At 59.9% G+C, this 18,954-nt stretch carries 9 protein-coding genes and 2 pseudogenes; 3 read left to right on the top strand and 8 right to left on the bottom strand.

All coding sequences use genetic code 11. The annotated features are described in order from the left end of the window. From ABE454_RS01640 to ABE454_RS01630, 3 genes are all read right to left on the bottom strand, one after another. Positions 1-729, bottom strand: coding sequence for a fimbrial biogenesis chaperone (locus ABE454_RS01640; RefSeq protein ID WP_346528373.1), 729 nt, complete (start codon positions 727-729; stop codon positions 1-3). Positions 730-735: 6 nt separating this feature from the next. After that, the gene (locus tag ABE454_RS01635; RefSeq protein ID WP_346528372.1) at positions 736-1,233 is read right to left on the bottom strand and encodes a Csu type fimbrial protein; all 498 of its coding nucleotides are present in this window, start codon (positions 1,231-1,233) and stop codon (positions 736-738) included. A 305-nt stretch (positions 1,234-1,538) separates the two neighbouring features. After that, positions 1,539-5,798 carry an autotransporter outer membrane beta-barrel domain-containing protein gene (locus ABE454_RS01630; protein ID WP_430825421.1) on the bottom strand — a complete coding sequence of 1,420 codons (4,260 nt, stop codon included), beginning with the start codon at positions 5,796-5,798 and terminating at the stop codon, positions 1,539-1,541. Between ABE454_RS01630 and ABE454_RS01625 the strand changes: the two genes are divergently transcribed. Then, the gene (locus ABE454_RS01625; protein ID WP_346528368.1) at positions 5,739-5,942 is read left to right on the top strand and encodes a hypothetical protein; all 204 of its coding nucleotides are present in this window, start codon (positions 5,739-5,741) and stop codon (positions 5,940-5,942) included. The two genes, ABE454_RS01630 and ABE454_RS01625, sit on opposite strands and share 60 nt — an antisense overlap. A 6-nt stretch (positions 5,943-5,948) precedes the next feature. Here the strand turns inward: ABE454_RS01625 and ABE454_RS16140 are convergent. Then, a pseudogene (locus ABE454_RS16140) lies at positions 5,949-6,008 on the bottom strand (autotransporter-associated beta strand repeat-containing protein); the annotation flags it as partial. A 559-nt stretch (positions 6,009-6,567) separates the two neighbouring features. Here ABE454_RS16140 and ABE454_RS01620 point away from each other — a divergent pair. Beyond that, on the top strand, positions 6,568-6,873 hold the full coding sequence (locus ABE454_RS01620; protein WP_346528365.1) for a hypothetical protein: 306 nt from the start codon (positions 6,568-6,570) through the stop codon (positions 6,871-6,873). Between the two features lie 685 nt (positions 6,874-7,558). Here the strand turns inward: ABE454_RS01620 and ABE454_RS16135 are convergent. The 4 genes and pseudogenes from ABE454_RS16135 to ABE454_RS01605 all read right to left on the bottom strand — a co-directional run bounded on the left by ABE454_RS16135 (position 7,559) and on the right by ABE454_RS01605 (position 16,624). Then, the gene (locus tag ABE454_RS16135; protein WP_430825390.1) at positions 7,559-7,780 is read right to left on the bottom strand and encodes a DDE-type integrase/transposase/recombinase; all 222 of its coding nucleotides are present in this window, start codon (positions 7,778-7,780) and stop codon (positions 7,559-7,561) included. Positions 7,781-8,361: 581 nt separating this feature from the next. Then, complete coding sequence (locus ABE454_RS01610) at positions 8,362-14,640, bottom strand: autotransporter domain-containing protein (protein WP_346528363.1); 6,279 nt, start codon at positions 14,638-14,640, stop codon at positions 8,362-8,364. 78 nt (positions 14,641-14,718) lie between these two features. Beyond that, a pseudogene (locus ABE454_RS16130) lies at positions 14,719-14,979 on the bottom strand (autotransporter-associated beta strand repeat-containing protein); the annotation flags it as partial. Between the two features lie 622 nt (positions 14,980-15,601). After that, positions 15,602-16,624 carry a helix-turn-helix domain-containing protein gene (locus ABE454_RS01605; RefSeq protein ID WP_346528361.1) on the bottom strand — a complete coding sequence of 341 codons (1,023 nt, stop codon included), beginning with the start codon at positions 16,622-16,624 and terminating at the stop codon, positions 15,602-15,604. A 467-nt stretch (positions 16,625-17,091) separates the two neighbouring features. On the opposite strand from ABE454_RS01605, the gene ABE454_RS01600 reads away from it, so the two are divergent. Continuing rightward, on the top strand, positions 17,092-18,834 hold the full coding sequence (locus ABE454_RS01600; RefSeq protein ID WP_346528359.1) for a transferrin-binding protein-like solute binding protein: 1,743 nt from the start codon (positions 17,092-17,094) through the stop codon (positions 18,832-18,834). The last annotated feature ends 120 nt before the right edge of the window (positions 18,835-18,954 follow it).

Here is an 18,954-nt window from a genome sequence, read left to right as displayed (position 1 = left end):
TCACCTCTGGTCGGCCACGGTGGCGAAGGCTTCCATTGGGATCAGGTCTGTTTCCGCACTCAGTTTCAGCCTGTCGCCTGCACGGACAGGCGTCAGGGTTTCCAGCCTTACACGGCGCCATGCGCCCGGCAGCACATAGACGGACATGGGCTTTGTGCTGATCTGACGGCCGTCTGCTGCACTGATGGACAAGGACGTGATCTGGATGTGAGCGTCGCCATCATTGCGGATCTCGACTTCCAGTTCACCGTCGCTGGTCGGGCGCAGGGTCCAGCTCACGTGGGGTCTTGCGTCGGCGGGGGAGGAAAAGATGGGCACGCTGATCCGTAACAGCGTCATGATCTCGCCTGCATGGGATGGGCGCGCCGGCACCTCCTGAATGAAAATGCGATAAAAACCGGGTCGCGCCGTCTGGCGCGCCTGAAGTCCGAAGCGAGCGATCTGATCGGCGCCGGGCTTGAGCTCGAATAGGCCTGGGTTGACCAGCACCTCGCGGGTGGGTTCGAAAATATCTTCGCCGTTTTCCTGACGCCAGACCATGACGCGCAACTGGAAGACCGCGCTCTGGGCGCCGTCATTCTGCAAGGTCATGGCTGATACCGGCTCGTCTGGCGTCAGGGTCAGCCGGACCGGACGTATCTTCAACTCACCTGCATGGGCCGCACCCGCAGCAATCAGGAATGCTGCGGGGAGGAGGGCGTATCGATTCCGACATCCCGTCATGGCCATTCTGCATCAATAGTTGACGCTTACGGTGATAGTGTCGGTGTAGGCGCCTGCCGGAACGATCTGGCCCGCTGGAATGCGACCGTAGACGGTGTGCTGTCTTGCCGTTGTTCCTGCCGATGTTGCAGGGGGCGTATTCGTGCCTGGCGTATCGCCCCAGTTGTTCGTGCGGGCGGCTTCCTGAAACAGTTCGTAGTTCAGGGTGTTCTCGCCATTGATCATCTTGCGGGATGTCACAGTGGCGCCTGCGCTCGTCCCGGGGCTCAGTCCGATAGTGTAGGATGTCCCGACCGTGCACAGGACCCTGAGGTTCGTCATGCCTTCAAGGCCCGCAGCCGCAGTTGGATCATAACTGCCGAAGTTGAGTGCGCTGGCTGTGACCGAGCAGGCCTTCAGGACGGTGGCGCTGACGGGAAATGTGGTTGTCGCCTGCTGGGCGATGGCGGCTGCAGGCGCGGCTGTAATGGTCAAGGCAACGCCGACAAGCAACATGTATCGAGATTTCATTCATCTGATCCTTGTTAACTTAGGCTGAGGGTATGATTTTGTGCAGTTTGAAGTGACCACTTTGCTATTTTTCTTTCTATATGAACAGAGAAGGAATTGATTAATAGAATTAATTGTCACAAACTCATGATTTATGAAAAACTAGTCAGATATATCTGTGTTATATTATATTTGAGTATGTATCTAAGAATTTCGGTTTATATATTTTATTTATATTGCTCGTGTAAGGGATGATCGTCTCCTGTTCTGAAAAAGAAAGCCGCCCTTTTGGGGCGGCCTTTGAGTTTGGGGGGAGTTTGGTTTGGCTACCACTTCATACGGAATCCGATCTGGGCTTTGACGGCGTAGGTGTCGCCGAAATCTTTGAGGTTGGACCCGAGGGTTGAGGCGCCGAAGACGGCGTATCGGTCGTCGTTCCAGTTGTAGGATCCGCCCAGGCCGATCTCGGCGGCGGTGCGGCCGTGGCGGGAGGCGAGATAGGCGTGGTCGACGTCGACGCGGCTGTCGCCCATGGCGTCGTAGGAGAGGTTGGCGATGCCGTAGACGTGGCTGCGGCTGAGGGTTCCGTCGGCGGCGTTGCGGCGGCTGGCCTCGCGTGAGAGGGCCAGGCCGACGCGGGTCTGCAGGCTTTCGCCGCGGTCCTGTCTGACGCGGGCGTCGAACACGTCGGTGAAGGTGTCGAAGCTGACGCTGGAGTAGGCCAACTGGGCCTGCGGGGTGAGCGACCAGTCGGTGTTGAGGGCGAAGCGTTTGCCGCCTTCCACGGAGACGCCGTAGCCGAAGCCGTGGTTGCGGTCGCTGAGGGCCTGCTGGACGAGGCGGGACTTCAGGTCGCTCTTGTACCAGGTGGTCTGGGCCTGACCGTCCAGATAGACGCCGTTGGCGCCGTACCAGGTCAGGGCGCCGGCCAGGCCGAAGCCCTCGGTGCGGATGTCGCCGTCGCCGTAGACGGAGCGGACGTTGGTCTTGCCGTGGACGTAGTGGACGCTGGCCCCGGCGACGAGGGCTCCGTCGGTGCTTTCGCTCATGATTTCATCAACGCCGGCGTGGGCCTTGAAGAAGGTCTGGTCGAAGGCGCTGTCCGTGGTCGAGCTGCGCGGCGAGACATCGCGATAGGCGCCTTCGACGCGGCTCCAGACGCCGCGGCGTTCGGTGACGGCGCCGGTTCCGGCGGCGCTGTCGTCGTCCCAGGTGCGGTTGCCGATACGCTGCTGCAGGGTGGGCAGGCTGTTCAGACCCAGCAGGGCCTGGGGGTAGTTTTCATAGATCGGCGTCCCGGGCTGATAGAGGGGCTTGGGCTTTTCGATCAGGCTGGAGCGCAGATACCAGTGGCCGTCGGCGGGCTGGCTGGGGCTGTGCTGGAACAGGCGATAGGCGTAGGCCCCGCCGACGACCGCCTGATCGCCCTGGAAGACATAGTCGCCCTGCAGGGTGAAGACGCCGTTGGAGGCGCCGCTGACGCTGATGATGCGGATGCCGTCCTGGGTCTGGGCGCCGGCGCCGCCGAGGTTGACGACCTTGACGTTGGTCGCGCCCGACGTGGGGCCGGTGATGGCCAGCAGGTCGGTGGCGGAGGCGTCGTCGCCCAGGACGGTTTCGATCTGCAGCAGGCCGCCGTTGCCGACATAGCCGCCGTTGATGGTCAGCGTGCCGATGGAATTGCCCGGCGCGATGACGCCGCCGGCTTCCAGGGTGGTGGCGCCGACCGTGCCCGTGCCCTGCAGACGGCCGCTGACGACGCGCATGGTCCCGCCCAGGACGCCGTTGACGGCCAGGACGCCGTTCTGGACCTGGGACAGTCCGGTCAGGTTGCGGCTGTCGGCGCTCAGGGTGGTCGTGCCGGAGCCTACCTGCTGGACGCCGCCGGTTCCGGACAGGACGCCGTCAAAGGCGAAGGCGTCAGAGCGGTTGAAGTACAGCTGGCCGTTGTTGACGACATCGCCCTTGATCGAGCCGGCGGCGCCGCCGTCGCCCAGTTGCAGGATCCCGGCGTTGATCGTCGTGCCGCCGGCGTAGGCGTTGTCGGCGCTGAGGATCAGCCCGGCCGCGCCCTGTTTGGTCAGAGCGCCCGGGCCGGAGATGACGGAGGAGACCTTCAGGTCGGCCTGGGTGTCGAACACGCCGCCGGGGGCGTTGAGGGTGATCTTGCGCTGGGTCTCGAAGGCGGCGGTGTTGCGCAGGGTCCCGCCGTCAAAGGTCAGCAGGCCGTCCTTTGCGCCCAGATTGCCGTCGGCGGCGACCTGAAGCACGCCCTCGCGCAGGAGGGTGCCGCCCGCATAGGTGTTCTGACCCTCCAGCACCAGCACGCCTTCGCTCAGCTTCTCGACTACGCCGCTGCCGGAGATGGCGCCGGTGAAGTTCAGGGTGTTGGTGCGGTTGAAGACCAGGCGGCTGTTGTTGACGATATCGCCCCGGATGGAGCCCATTTCACCGCCTTCGCCCAGCTGCAGGGTTCCGGCCTCGATGATGACGCCGCCGTCATGGAAGTTCTCCATGGTCAGGGTCAGGGTGGCGTCGCCCAGCTTGCGCATGACACCCGGCCCGGAGATCAGGCCGCGCAGGGTCAGGTCGGCCTGGGTGTCATACCCGCCGCCGCCTTCGAAGAAGGCCGTGTCGCGCCGGTTCTCCAACGCAGCGGTGTTGCGCAGCAGGCCGCCGTTAAAGCCGATGCGGGCCTGCCAATCGCCCAGATTGCCGTCCGATGAGATCTCGACCACGCCATTGTTGATCCAGGTGCCCATCGCATAGGTGTTCTGCGCTTCCAGCTTCAGCACGCCAGAGCCCAGTTTCTCCACGGAGCCGCTGCCCGAGATCACCTGATCGAAGGCGACGTCGTCAGAGCGGTTGAACGACAGGCTGTCATTGTTGACGACGCTGCCCTTGATCCAGCCAGTCGTGCCGCCAGCGCCCAGTTGCAGGACGCCCTGGTCGATCACCGTGCCGCCCTCATAGGTGTTGTAGGCGGTCATGATCAGGCGGGCGGCGCCCTCCTTGTGCAGGGCGCCCGGTCCGGCGACGACACCCGCCAGGGTCAGATCGGCGTCAGTGACAAACGTTCCGCCCTTGGTGCTGAGGCCGACGGTGCGCTGCGTCTCGAAGGCGGCGGTGTTCTTCAGCGCGCCGCCATGCAGGCCCAGGGCGGCGCCGCGCGCGCCCAGATTGCCGTCGGACGACACCTGGATCGTGCCGCCGTGAATGGCCGTTCCGCCGGCATAGGTGTTCTGGCCTTCCAGGATCAGCGTCCCCAGATCGGTCTTCACCAGGGCGCCCGCGCCCGCCAGCACCGAGGCGATCGTCGCCTTTGTGCCCGCCCGGTCGTTTTGGGAGCCGGAACCGACGCGGATCAGGCTTTGGGCCTCGGTCAGGGTGATGGCGTCGCCCTGGATGCGATAGCCGTCGACGACGAACTGCATGCCTTCTGCTTTGATCGGGCCCAGGCTGGCGTCGACCTGAACTGTGCCGGGTGCGCTCTGGAAGACTGCGAAACTCTGGCTCCACGTGCCGTTCAATACGCCGTCGGCGGCCGTCCAATTGCCGCTGGCAGCGTTCCAGACGCCGGACCCGCCGTTGACCACGCCGTCGCCTGTGGTGTTCGGGCCGTCCCAGAAGTTCAACTTGACGCCGGTGGCGTTGATGAGATTGACCTGATTGGGGTCCAGTTGAATTTTAATATCGGCTGCGTTGGCGCCAACCGGCAGGACGCCAAGCTTCAGGCCATTGTCGGTCAGAGCGCCGGCATAGTCGATGAGGCGATAGACGCCGGGGCTAAAGCCGCCGATATCCTCAATGTTCAGGATGCCGTCCAGCACAAGATCGCCCGTGACGTTGAACAGGCTTCGTGTATCGGGATCACCCAGGGCGGCATGAATCTGCGCGTTGGCGTCCAGAACAAGATCGCCGACGATATTCAGCGTGTCTCCTTTGTACCCGATCAAGACGCCGCCATCGCGGATTCTTGTCGAGCCGACCTGTCCGATGCCGCCTAGGGAGCCGCCTGACAGAACGTCGACTGAGCCGCCCAACTTGCCGTTCACCAAAAGGGCGCCGTTTCTGACGTTGGTCATGCCGGTGAAGGCGCTGCTGTCGCCATTCAGGACCGTGGCGCCCGTTCCGATCTGCTCGATCACGCCCTCGCCCAGAATCGCGCCGCTGTACTTCCACGTGTTGGAACGATTGAAAGCCAGAACGCTGCCGTTGACGATGTCGCCGTATAGGCCTCCCGTCGTCCCCCCATTGCCCAGCTGCAGCGTACCGTTCGATATAACCGTGCCGCCATCGTACATGTTGTTTGCAGTCAGGGTCAGACGCGAGGCGCCTATCTTGTACAAGGCCCCAGAGCCGGAAATCAGGCCTGCCAGAGTCAAGTCGGCTTGTGTATCGAATCTACCGCCGCCCATGAGTAGAGAGGTCGAGCGTTCAGTTGAGATTGCGGCCGTGTTGCGTAACGTTCCGTTCGAAAAGCTGAGCGCGCCATACTGTGCGCCCAAATTGGCGTTGGAGGCCACTTGCACTACGCCATTCTGAATCAGCGTGCCGCCTGTGTAGGTGTTGGCGCCTCCCAGCACCACGACGCCGGAGCCATGCTGTTCGACCGCGCCGCTGCCCGAGATGGAGCCGTTGAAATTCAAGTTGTCCGACCGATTAAAGATCAGACGACGGTCGTTGATCACATCACCAACAATGGACCCCGTTGTTCCTCCATCGCCTAGCTGCAAGGCGCCGCCCGATATTATTGTTCCTCCAGTGTATGAATTATCGGAGGTGAGAATAGTCATTCCTCCTTCTTGATATAGTTTAATGTTTCCAGATATATTTGTTAAAAATAAATAGTCTTTTGCGTTGTGTCTAAAGTGTAAATTCCCACCATTTCCTTTTCCGATGATGTTATTTACACCAAAATGGCCGGGTGTTACGCTATGATTGCTGTCAACACCAACATATACGTGAGAGTTTTTTCCGTATAAATTTATTGTTTCAGCAAGAACTGATCCGCCGTTAAATACGACTAACTCAGATCTTGCCTCCCCCGATGTTGTTCCGCCAAGTGTTATTTCTTTGGCGTCATAAAGAGAGGAATCTGCATCATAAATGCTAACACGACCGCGCCCTGTTTCATGTCTACCAATAACGGTTCCTTGATTATAAACCTTTCCTCCCATGAATATATCAAGTGTACCGTCTCCCGTGGAGCCAATTTCAGAAACTCCACCTGTGGACATTAAAATTGAACCTGTAGATACTGAAACTGTGCCTACAGATTTTGATCCGTAATTGTTTTGGCTGTCTGTTGATGCAATCATATAGTATTTTGTAATAATTTTTGACAACTTATCGTTGGTAATTGAAGCTCTACCTTCATTTCCAACTATTAATTCTCCATCTACTTCTAATAATGATTTGTATAAATATACACTTGTATCTCTGCTTCTGCTCTCAAAAGAATTTCCTAGTATAAGTGGGTTATTTTTTATTTTTAAACTCGATCCATTTGATAATTGTATTCTTCCCTCTCCTTTATCTCCGACAATAATTTTGCTATCTATAACTATTTCTGAGTTATTATTGCTATATAAAAAACCAGAAGATCCAGTTTCTGTGCCAAAAAGAGTAGTTTTATTTGCAAATAATCTTGCACCATGATCCATTTCAATGCTGCCGTTGCCTAGGACGCCTATTATAAATATACTATTATTAGTTTTTTGCACATTCTCTAAGTATGAACCGGCTCCATTTATTAAGATTCTACCATTTGATGAAGCTCTATTGTGGCCAACATAAAGTTCATGGCTATTTAAATATCCATTTTCTTTTATGTATAAATCTGCTCTTCCCCAGTCACCTACAATAATTTTATATTTAAAATTATTCCAAGGTTCTATCTCTTCATTAGTGATTTCCATCACGGGATTAAAATTGTTCCATACATCATCAAGGATTATGTCTTGTGAATAGGAAATTCCTGATATTGCACTTGATAGTGCAATTATAGACGACGATAGGGCATATTTTCTTAATCTTTTACTTGATAAGAGAGTCATCATCGGAAGTTCTTTCTTTAATTGAATTGTCGTCGATAAGATGAGGTAATTGGCCGCGCTCTTCGGGAGATTATTGTTTTTTATTATTTTTATGGAAATCAGTGTTATATCCGTTATCGTTTCTGGTTAAAATTTGCTCAAAGTGTCTGACCGCGTGAGGGTCTGGGGCGCTGCCCGTTCAATGAGAAATTATCGCCACTGTGCGGACCAAGAGCTGGGACTAGGAAGACTGGTCGAGGAGCGCTCTCCGCTGCGCCAGGGCCGTCAAGCGTCGAGTCTTGCAGCTTTCATCTGCTGATGAGGGGGCGCGCCAGGTTGAAGTGGTTGTGGAAGGCCGCATGGACGGGGCTGAATTGCTGCAAATTCTGCGTTTGGAGAAAATGCTGCATGGCTCGCTCCAGTCGCCGAAAGAACAAGTGTGAATCCTCGATACGACTATTCAACCAGCGTCCTGTTTCATGTCGGGCAGGATTACTGATCTCATTCAGTGCGGCCTTGTGGAATCGCAATCCATCGGTGATGGGGCTTCAAGGATCTCGCCATCGTCAATGGGGGGAGGGACCGCCAGGCCTCAACGCGCTTGCAGCGGGTTTCGTTGGCGAACATGAGGGCGAGCCTGTTCCACCAGAGCCGCGCCGTCTTGTGGAGAATGTCTATGTTGCGTTCAGCTAAAAGGTCCTCGACCTGACGCAAAGACATCGGGAGCCTGAACTTACTTCATCGCGCTCGTTCGGATCACCTCAGGCGGGTTGCTGAGCCATCGAAAATTTCTACCCGGCCACGCTATCCAACCCGATCGGGGCGCAAGGCGTTTGGAGTAACAATATCTCACGATGCATGTGTGCGCCGCGTCAGCGAGGCTGAGATCAAGCCGTTCATATAGCTAACCTTGCCTAGGAATAGCTTGTCGGCGAATAAGGCTCGCAGCCGCCATTTGGCCAGTTGTCAAAATTTCTTGCCAGAAGCTCTCAATTTCTAAGCTTGTGGTAGGTGACGTCAAGGCAGAAAACCTTCGCAATTGGTTCTCTGCCTTGATGCACTGAAGTAATGTGGCCGGCACTGTATGTGGGCCGTTGTTTCATTGAAATGTCTAGAATTTTAGACTGAAGCTGGCCGTGAAGGCATGATCCTGGGCGCCATTTGAAACCTGTCCAGCGTAACCTAGACTCATAGTCGTGGCCGGCGTGAAGGAGAGGTCGAGGCCGCCTTCGAGCATGGCGCTGTCTTTTGAGATCGGCGCGCCGATGATCGTGAAGGCGTCGCCGGCGTTGAGGGCATGGACGCTTTGCGGCGAGGTGTCGCCGAAGGCGCGCCTCCACCCGACCGTTCCACGAAGGGCTGCTTTCGTTTGCCCCAGATCGAACGCCTGTTTTGAGCGAAGGCCCAGAGTGGCGAAGGTGGTGGCGGCGTCTGACTGTTCGCTGATCAGCGCCGCATCGCCGCCGCTTTCAGAGAAGCCGTCTGACTGCAGGCGGACGTGCGCCAGATTGGCGAAAGGCTCCAGCCGTGCGCCGTCGCCAGTGCTCAGGCCATAGGCGGCTTCGACGAACGCCTGGAAGGCTTCCGCGCGATAGTCGGCTCGGGCGTGGTCACTCAGACCGGGCATGACGATGCTGCGGCGCACGTCCAGTTCGTGCCAGCTCTGGGCGAGGCCGGTGCGGAAGGCGAGGGCGCCGTGCTGCGTCCCGGCATAGAGGCCCAGGTGGTAGTTGTCGGACGCGACCGAGGATGCTCTGTCACGCGGCTTGATGTTGGACCGGCTGTAGCCCCCGGTCACGCCCACGCGCCAACGGCTCAGCAGCGCGTCGCCGCCCAGCAGGACGCCGCCGGTATCGCGATCCAGCGTCTTGCCGCCGTCATCGCCTTCGAATGCGCCCCACGATCCGAAGCCCTGCGCCCAGAACGCCAGACCGGCGTGGTCGGCGCCGACCGCAATCGGCGTTCCGCTTGAGGCATAAGCGACGACGGGGGCGCTCGAGGCTGCGGTCTGGCCGAAGGCGGCGCGCAGGCGGTCGTTGGCCGCGTTGCGGATCAGGCGGCTGTCCTCGATCATGGCCGTCTGGGCTGAGACATGAAGTTCTCCCGATAACTGATCGAAACTGGCGCGGATCTGGTCGCCTTCATTCGCCAGTTGAACGATGGCGTCATAGACGGCGTGACCGGCGTTGAAGCCTATGCTCTCGATGGCGTGGGCCGTGGCCGCCTGATTGCGGGTCTTCGCGGCCGAAGCGAACTCGATGTCGTTACGCAGCAGCTCCATCTGCACCGTTCCAGCCCCGTAATCGTAATGCAGCTTGGGATTCAGGAAGGCGAAGTCCGAAGTGACGTCGTCGAATGCGCCCGTCAGACTGGCCGCAGACAGGATGGTGTAGGTCGAGCGCGGATCGTAGCGACCGTTCGCCCCGATGTGGGCGACCGTCCCGCCGTTCAGGGTGGCGGCGCCGGTGACGCGCACCATGTCGCTGTCGGCGCCCAGTGGATTGACCTCGACCTCGAAACGCGCGCCCGATGCGAACGTGAGGTCGCCATTAATGGTCAGGGTTCCGATGGAGTTGCCGGGCGACAGGACGCCGCCCGCCGCGATGTTGACGTGCGAGCCTGCGCCTGAACCGATTACGCCCGATCCGCCCAGGGTCGCGCCGCTCAGCACGTCCAGCGATCCGCCCAGTCGGCCGCCGCCTGTGGCGCTTCCGACCAGCAGCGTCCCCGCGTTCAGCGTGGTCACGCCGCTGAAGCCCGAGCTGTCGCCCGTCAGCAGCACGGTTCCGGGGCCGTCAAGCGAGACGCGCCCGACGCCGGACAAGGCGCCTGCGAAAACACCGGCATTGGCGTTCACGAGGCTCAGTCGGCTTGATGCGGAGATCAGGGCGATGTCGCCGGAGAGGGAGGAGGTCGTGCCGGTCAGGCCGCCGTCCTCGATGCGCGCGCCGCCGAAGGCGTTGTCGCCGGACAGGACCAGCGTCCCTTCGCCGCGCTTGATCAGGGCGCCCGCGCCGTTGATGTCGGCGCTGACCTCGAAGCGGTTGGCGGCGTCAGCGATGTCGAATGCCCCGCCCGCTGCGCTCCAGCCGATTGCGCGGTTCGTGCCGCTGAACCCGGCTCCGGTCACGCGCAGCGCGCCGCCGTCAAAGCGCAGCGCACCCTCGGCATGGCCCAGATTGGCGTCCTGAGAAACGGCGACCACGCCGCCGCGCAGGGTCGTTCCGCCCGCATAGCTGTTGGCGCCGGACAGGGTCAGAACGCCGCCCTGGGTCACGGTCAGGCCGCCCGAGCCGGTGATCGTGGCGTCGATGCGGGCGCCGTTGGCCAACACGCGGATTTCAGACCCGTCTGCGTCTGTGACCAGCGAGCCGGGGCCTTCCAGACGATAGCTGTCATCAACGAACTGCAGCCCCTTGAACGTCTGGGCGCCCTCGACCGTGATGACGCCGCCGGTGTAGCCTCCCGGCTGATGGCGGAAGACGGCGTGCTGGCCGCTCCAGTTGGCGGCAACCGTCCCGTTCTTGTTCAGCCACTGCGGGCTGGAGGCGCTCCAGACGCCGTCGCCGCCCTGCCAGTGCTGCAGGGTGTCGTCGCCGATCGCGGCGATGAAGAGATCGACGTTGCCGTTTCCAGTCACGATCTGGAAAACGGCTGGATCGTTGAAGGTCGGGGTTTGGCCTATCGTCAGGCCGTCTCCGCTCAGGGCGCCGCCATAGGTCATCAGGCGATAATAACCCAACCCGGCCGCGCCATCGGCGGCGTTCAGGCTCTGGCTCAGGTTGAGCGCGCCGTCCAGCGACAGGTCGCCACTGACGTTGATGCGGTCGCTGAAGCCGGGCGCCCCCAGTTCCATATTGACCGTAGAACCTGCCGCCAGCGTCAGGTCGCCGTCGATGGTCAGGGTTCCGATGGAGTTTCCGGGCGACAGGACGCCGCCTGCCGCGATGCTGACGTGCGAGGCGGCGCCTGACCCGACCACGCCCGACCCGCCCAGGGTCGCGCCGTTCAGCACATCCAGCGACCCGCCCAGCTTGCCGAGGCCTGAGGCGTCGCCGACCAGCAACTTGCCGGTGTTAAGCGTCGTCAGGCCCCCAAAGGTGGAGCTGTCGCCGGTCAGCAGGGTCGCGCCGTCACGGTCCAGAACGAAGCGCCCGGCGCCCGACACGGCGCCTGCATAGGTCTGGTTTCCGGCATCTGTGAAGCTGAATGCGGCGGGGGAGGCGATATCCACATCACCGCTGAAGCGGTCGATGGCGGCGGTCAACTCTCCCTCGGCGACAGACCAGTCCAGATGAGACGCGCCGCTCAGGCTAAGCCTGCCGACGCCTTGCTTTTTCATCGTGCCGAAGACGCCGTTCAGACCCGTAAGACTGCCCGCGAAGACGCTATCTGTCGCCTGATCGAACACGACGGTCGCGGCGTTTTCGATCCGGCGGGACAGGGACCCGGCATGGCCGATCAACGTCCCGGTCTCAACCAGAGTCCGCTGGACGGCGGCGGCCTGATCGAGACGCAGCGTTCCTGCGCCGCGTTTGTGAAGGGCGCCGGCGCCCGAAACGGCGCCGGTCAGGTGCAACTGCGTGCCCGCAGCCGTGTCGAACACGCCCTCCTGCGCCAGTTGGATCTCGCGGTTGGTGGCGAAGCTGTCCGTTGTTTCCAGCACGCCGCCGTTGAACGTCAGGGCGCCTGACGCATCACCCAGATTGGCGTCTGACTCCACGCGCAGCGCACCTTGCGTCAGGGTCACGCCGCCGGTGAAGCTGTTGGCGCGGCTCAGGGTCAGGGTTCCCGTCCCGTTCTTGATCAGACCGCCAGAGCCCGAAACGATGCCGTCGAAGTCGAAGTCGTCGGAGCGCTGGAAGGCCAGGGTCCCGTGATTGACGATGTCGCCCAGGACCGAGCCGGTCGTGCCGTCGTTGCCGATCTGAAGCACGCCGCTCTGAATGGTCGTGCCGCCGGTATAGATGCTGTCGCCGGTCAGGATCAGGGTTCCCTGTCCAGCCTTGGTCAGGCTGCGCCCGTCCCAGCCGAGCGCCGCATTGGGCGACTGATCGCGCAACGTCACGCCCAGGGTGAAGTTATCCGAGGCGTCGGTCAGGGTGAAAGCGCCGTGGGACAGGTTGTTGCCGCCTGTCCAGCTCAGTCCATAGGTCGCCTGATAATTAAGCCCGTCAGCCGACTTGCCCGTGTGCGCGGTCATATAGTCGACGGATCCGGCGAAGCCGCCGATGTTCACGCTCGCGAAATCGCCGCTGATGCCGTTGGCGGTCGAGATCAGCACCTTCGGCAACTGGCCTTCGTCATCGATGCCGCTCAGGTTGAAGGCGACGCCAGCGCTGATGTTCAGGCGGTCAGCGGTCAATGACGGCCCGGTCGCACCTGCGCCGATGTTCAGGCGGGTCTGAGCGGCCAGATCAACCGTATTCGTGACCGACAGGGCCGCTGGTCCGGTGACGGCTAGCGTCGCGCCGACCCCGCTGACGTTCAGATCGCCGCTCAGGCGGCTGGCGGCGCCGGTCGTTCCATTGCCGAACTGCAGCACGCCGCCCGTAACGGCGGCCGAACCCGCCAGGGGGCCCTGAACGATCAGCTTGCCGCCTGACACGGTCGTCTTGCCCTTGAAATCGGCGTTGTCAGCCGTCAGCACGGTCGTCCCGGCGATCTGATTGATGCTGCCCGTCCCGCCGCCCTTCAGGCGCGTATCGAACAGATAGGCGTTGTCGGTATGGTTGAACCGCAGGGTCGCTGCGCCCTTGCCGAACTCAATCAGCCCGGCCTGCAGGGTTCCTGCCCCCACCGCGTCGGCGGCGTTGTCGCTGGCTGCGCCAATGCTGAGCGTGCCGGTGGAGCCGACGCCGGGGAGCAAGCCTTCCTTCGCCAGATTGACTGTGCCGGTTCCGGTCGCGCCGACCGTGACGACGGCCCCGTCCGCGATGGAGACTGCGCCTGCGCCATAGTTAAAGAGGGTCCCGAAGCCGACATTCAGGGCGCCGGTATTATTCCAGCGCGACCCTGCGCCTGCGACGCTGACCGTGCCGACGCCGCCGCCCATGCTGCCGATATAGCTGGTCGTGTTGGATACGACGCCGCCGTCGGCGATGCGCAGGGTTCCCTGGGCGTTCATGTTCCCGACTTTAAGTTCGCCGTCATTCGTCCACGTGGACCCGGCGCCGGAGACTTCGACCAGGCCTTCTCCGGGGCCGTTCGAGCCGGCGCCGATATGGCCGTCGACGCTGGTTATGACGGCGCCGTCCAGAGCGTAAATCTCGCCCCGCCCACGGTTGACGCCCGCCAGTAGGGCGAAGCCGTTGTCCCATCTGGAGCCTTGCCCCGACACGGTCACGCTGGCCGCAGAGCCGGAACTGGACGCCACGTCGGCGAAAATGTTGGATACGGTCGCGCCGTCAAGAATGCGCAGAGCGCCCTGGCCGATTCCCCCGACCGTCAGATTGTAATCCATCGCCCAGCCCGCGTTCGGGCCTGTGACTTCGATACTTGCCGGGTCGCTGCCTGCGCCTTCGATATGACCGGCGTCGCCGCCCAGTCTGCCGGTGATCTTCAGCGCGCCGTTCGTCACGCGCGTGTCGCCCGTGAAGGCGGAGCTGTCGCCGCTCAGCGTCATCGTGCCGGCGCCCTGTTTGATGATGTCGCCGGCGCCGTCGAACTGACCTGCAAACACCGTATTGGCGGCCGTGCCGAATGTCAGAGAGTTGGCGCCCAGAAGGACTTTCGTTCCGGCAACGCCGGACAGGGCGCCTATGGTCTGTCCGCTGGACAGGCCTGAGATGTCGAACGTCGCGTTCGCCGCTGTCAGGCTCACATCGTTTCCAGACATCAGGGCGCCTGAATGGGTCAGGGCCAGGGTTCCTCCCGCGACCATAACGCCGCCGGTGAAGCTGTTCGCGCCGCTCAGCGTCATGACGCCTGAGCCCTGTTTGACGATGGCGCCTGTGCCGCTGATCGATCCTGCAAACGCCGTGCTGGCGGTCGAGCCGAAGGTTAAAATGTTTCCGCCCAGCAGAACATTTGTTCCTGTGTCGCCGACCAGAGAGCCGATCGTCTGGGTGGAGGATGCAGCGGATATGTCGAACGTCGACCCGTTGTTCAGAGACATGGCGGTCGTCGGGGCGAGCGTTCCTGAACCGCTCAGGGCCAGGGTCCCTGCCGCGATGTCAACGCCGCCGGTGAAGCTGTTAGCTCCGCCCAGCGTCGTTGTGCCTGAGCCCTGTTTGATGATGCGGCCTGCGCCAGTGATTGAACCGTTGAATGTCGTGCTGCTGGCGTCGCCGAGGGTCAGGTTTCGGGAGCCGAGTAGAATCTGGGCTCCGGCTACGCTGGATAAGGCGCCGATTGTTTGAGAGGAATATGCGCCAGAAATATCGAGCACAGCGTTCGCAGAAGACAGGGAGACTTCGCCTGACGACCTAAGCTGACCTCTATCGGTAAGGAACAAACTTCCCCATTTGATCGTTGTGCCGCCAGTGTAGGTGTTGTTCCCGTATAGATACAAAGATCCCCTGCCAATTTTTATCAGAGATCCTTGTCCGGAGATACTTCCTGCTATTCTAAGTTCGTCGTCAATGTCGCTTGTATCAATTGATAGATTTGAATTAAGTATAACGTTCACATCAGGTTGAATGTCATAGGCATAATTGTCCCCAAATGCTTTTATTATTGCCGCGCTTGGAGAATTTGAATCAAAAATAAGTGTTCCATTTCGCAACATAAATCCATTCGCATACAATCTATTTAAATACAAAGCGCCTATCGTATAGTTTTTTCCATTAAGGTTTATGTTGTATCCGGGTTTGTTTTGAGCGTTTATAATTCCAACTATTGTTCCTGGGCTGTCCGGGACTTGTGAAGTGCTCCAGTTGGAAGGGGAATCCCAGTTCCCGTCAGCAGGGAACCATTGTGATATTGTCGCCTGCGCACATGTGGGTTGAGGCGCGACGCTTACGCACAGGAAGACGGCCAGCGCAGCCGGGACAAGCGGGCGCTGCGTCGTTGCGCGGCCCGCTACGGCGACCAGGGCGGTCGAACTGCGCAGCAACGAACGCATCGCGTGCAAAGTGGTTTTGGACATGTCGATCCCCGATCTGTTGCGATCGTTTCGCGGGACTGGGCCGTGCGCGATAACGATCATCCGCCAAGAGGACGGCCGCCCGATCTGAAGAGCGGCGCATCCGAATTTGGCGTTCGATGGGGCGCTCAGACGACATTGTCAACGGAGGCAAAACGACAAAAGTGCTTGATAATTAATGCACTATATCGAGCGTCTCAGGATGTGGTGTTTTCGTTTTCTCTCCGTCTCACGTCGCTGCATGGGAGTGAAAATCGAATGATTTTTATCGCATCGCTGACAGCCAGCGGCTCCAGTCAAGTTCGGATGCCGAATGGGTCGCGCCCAATTCCTGACCGAAGGCCATCTGCCGATAGTCACGCGGCGGCAGGCCGAAGGTTCTTGAAAAAAAGGCGCTGAAGGCCGCCGCGTTGTGAAATCCCCACCAGGCGGCGATATCGGCGATCGGGCGGTGGCGCTGGGCGCGGTCCGCCAGGTCTTCACGACAGCGATACAGCCGACGCAGGCGCACATAGGCCGAAAAGCCGTGGACCGGCTCCATGATCCGATAAAGGGTCGCGCGTGAAAAACCGAAGTGCCGGGCGACGCGCTCGGCGCTGAGTTCGGGGTCCGACAGACGGTCTTCCAGATGCCGTCGGACCGCCAGCCAGGCGGCGGTTCGCACCGGTTGGGCCTTTTCCTCTGTAACCGCTCCGTTCGGGGCTGCCGCAGCCAGCGCCAGGGTGGGCCCCTGCATGGCGATGGCCTGATCCTGCGTCATGTCCGGCCCGGCCTTGTAGAGCGCCAGAAGGTGGCTGCGGAGCAGGGCGACCAGCGGCTGCTGCGACGCGAACAGGGCGCCGCCGAACGCATCCGGATCGCCCAGCAGGGGGTCGAACAACCGTCGGGGCAGAACCAGATCGAAGCTCTGATACTCGGTTGATCGCGTCTGAAGCTGCTGGGTCATGTCGACGACCAGCAGATCGCCATTCTGCGCCAGCACCTCGTGCCCGCGTGCGTTCGCGCTGCGCTGCCCGCGCACATAGAACTGCAGCATATAGTAGTCGAGGCTGTCCGAGGCGATGCGCACGCGCGTCCGTTCGGTCGCCTGACCTGAGCTTTTGACCGTGCCGAACATCAGGTCGCCCGCCTGAAAGGCGTCGACATAGGCGTAGAACCCGTCGTCGGTGATGCGCTCCACATCCCAGACCGACGTCGCGCTGTCCCGCCACAGCGGCGCCCGCTGCCGCTGTGGCAACTGATTGGTGTCGAGCACGGATCGTGGAAGGTGCTGTCGCGCGGCGGCCATGCCTGCACTTTACATTGCTTTTAATTTTAGAGGGCGATGAGCGTCGTTTAATCGCAAGGCGAGTGAATAACTCGTTAGATGCGAGGATTCAGCTCTTCGCTGAATATGGCGTTAGGGGCAGGGCGCTCCCGTCGCGAACAGAATGATGAGGCATCCGTTTGTCGGTGGTGGCGGAGCTTGGTGTTCATGCCGCCGTCAGTCCGTCCAGTCAGTCGCTCGAGATTCTTTTCACCCGCCGGATCTAGGGCGTGCAGTCACGCCTGTGGATAGGCCATGTAGATTGTGACGGTGCTGATGGCGGACGGACGCTCCTTCATTGGAACGCCGACTCCCATTGCTCGCATCCAGAATCGTTGGGAATTTGAATTCAGGTTGCACGCACCGATCAATGATTTCTGCTCCTAAACCAAGTTGCGGTGTTGATGTGAATGGTCCAATGCGGAACCTCATTATGTTGAGGGAAAACGATGCGCCTTTATGTTCTGTGCGTCCTGGCTGGCTCAGGTTTTCTGACTGCATGTGGCGGCGGAGGCGGAGCAGGCGGTGCATCTCCAATCACACCGGTAATTCCTGAGCCAACGAATGACATAGCCAAGTTAACGGCTAATCATTCTTTCAGTGCGCTGGGGAACGAGCAGAAGGCTGTATTTGATCTACGAAATGGAACGGTCGCTTCCACTAGCAGTCGCGCAGCTAACCTGCATGTGACCTATGATGCCGCCTCAAAGAGTTACACAGTTTCGCTTAACAGTGAGAGCGCGACTTTCGGCCCGTCAGACTTGAAGCAGGAGATTTATGGCGAGGCGCGGTACGAGTGTCGCACGGCGGATGGTTCGCAACTATTGACGCTCGTCACCACGCCCTATTCTGGGAAGATCAGCAATCGATACGTCGGTATGGGCTTCTGGCAGCGCTATGCTGTAGAGAATTCCCGTCAGAATGACCGGTTCAGCACCTTCGTCTATGGTTTTGAGACGCCAGCGTCAGCCAATCCGCGTACAGGAACCGCACGATATGGCATTGATGTCATGGGGGTCACGGACGCTCCCGGTTATGAGCCGTTGGTTTTTCAGGGGGCTGGAGACTTCGACGTCGATTTCATGGGGGGTGAATTTGGCGCTCATGCTTATCTCGAAGAAAGGGGACTGCTGACCGGAAGCGGCGTCGTGGGTGGCGGTATTGAACTCGTGGCGAGCGGTCGCGTGGCTAGTGGCGACGGCTCTTTTGCGGGGCATGTTACGGTCGGTTCTTCGCGCGCGACCACTGTTGGTGATCTGTCGGGTCGTTTCTTTGGACCAGCAGCAGAAGAGGTCGGCGCCAGCTTCAACGCATCCAACACCGATGGAGTGACCTCAATTGGCAGCTTCACTGGGCAACGGGTGAGTGCATCCGGTGTCAATTTGAGAATGACAGATGTGCATACGCCACAGCTGTTTTTCGCCAACGGACGCGCTTTGCTCGTCGACAGGGTCACCGCTACAGGCGCAGTAAGGAATGTTTCCCAAATTGCTCTTGTCGGTCAGTTGGATGACCGGACCAATGGCAATTTCAGCTTCGGTCCTGGCTTGTCGTCTATGGCTGGAGGGGCTTTCACCAACAGCGATATCGTTCAGGGAGTAGACGATAATTTTGTCGATTATAAAAAGACATTCGTCGAAACTGATGTTCGTATGCAGCTTTATAAAATCGGCTCGGCTAATACAGAGCTGGCTCTGACCTATGTCACTTTAGGGCGCTGGGAATCTCGTATCGCGCAAGGCGCGATGACGGAATTTCAGAACCATCACTTTGTCTATGGCCTGCCCACACGCGATAGCATGCTTACGCGCCGTACCGGTAACGCACGCTATGAAGGCGTCGTGTATGGTGCGGGCGCCAATCAAAGCACAGGTGCGATCTATGATGTACGCGGAACGTCGGGATTTGATGTCGATTTTTCTGGTCAAACCTACACCGGCTCTCTGGTCTTGAATGGTAGTGCTGACGGTCAGAAGCTGAATTTTGGACGCTATGATTTCAACGGATATCTTTACTGGAATGGTAATTCTACTTCCATAATGGATGGTGACGCGCAGATCGGTCAGGTGAACACACGATTCTATGGCCCTACGGGTGAAGAGCTCGCTGGTGACTTCCATGTCTATGCGCCGGAGCGCGTGCAGGCGGGCGGCCTTGTGATCAATGGTGTAACCGTCGCGAGACGTCGATGAGCGTGATTTGCGGTAGGCGTCGTCAATCTGTGCTTGCCGCGGGCGTCTTGATGGCGATCACATGCGTTACCGCCCCTTTCCCAGCATCGGCTCAGGACAGCATAGCTGTGGTGAGCGCGC

Origin of the sequence: Brevundimonas diminuta (assembly GCF_039673845.1) — a bacterium.
GTDB lineage: Bacteria > Pseudomonadota > Alphaproteobacteria > Caulobacterales > Caulobacteraceae > Brevundimonas > Brevundimonas diminuta_E.
This window is presented reverse-complemented; position numbering and strand designations above follow the sequence as displayed.

What these genes read in the sequence shown, in the direction of transcription:
- ABE454_RS01640 (WP_346528373.1), bottom strand. Translation starts at nt 729, where the DNA reads ATGGCCATGACGGGATGTCGGAATCGATACGCCCTCCTCCCCGCAGCA.
- ABE454_RS01635 (WP_346528372.1), bottom strand. Translation starts at nt 1,233, where the DNA reads ATGAAATCTCGATACATGTTGCTTGTCGGCGTTGCCTTGACCATTACA.
- ABE454_RS01605 (WP_346528361.1), bottom strand. Translation starts at nt 16,624, where the DNA reads ATGGCCGCCGCGCGACAGCACCTTCCACGATCCGTGCTCGACACCAAT.
- ABE454_RS01600 (WP_346528359.1), top strand. Translation starts at nt 17,092, where the DNA reads ATGCGCCTTTATGTTCTGTGCGTCCTGGCTGGCTCAGGTTTTCTGACT.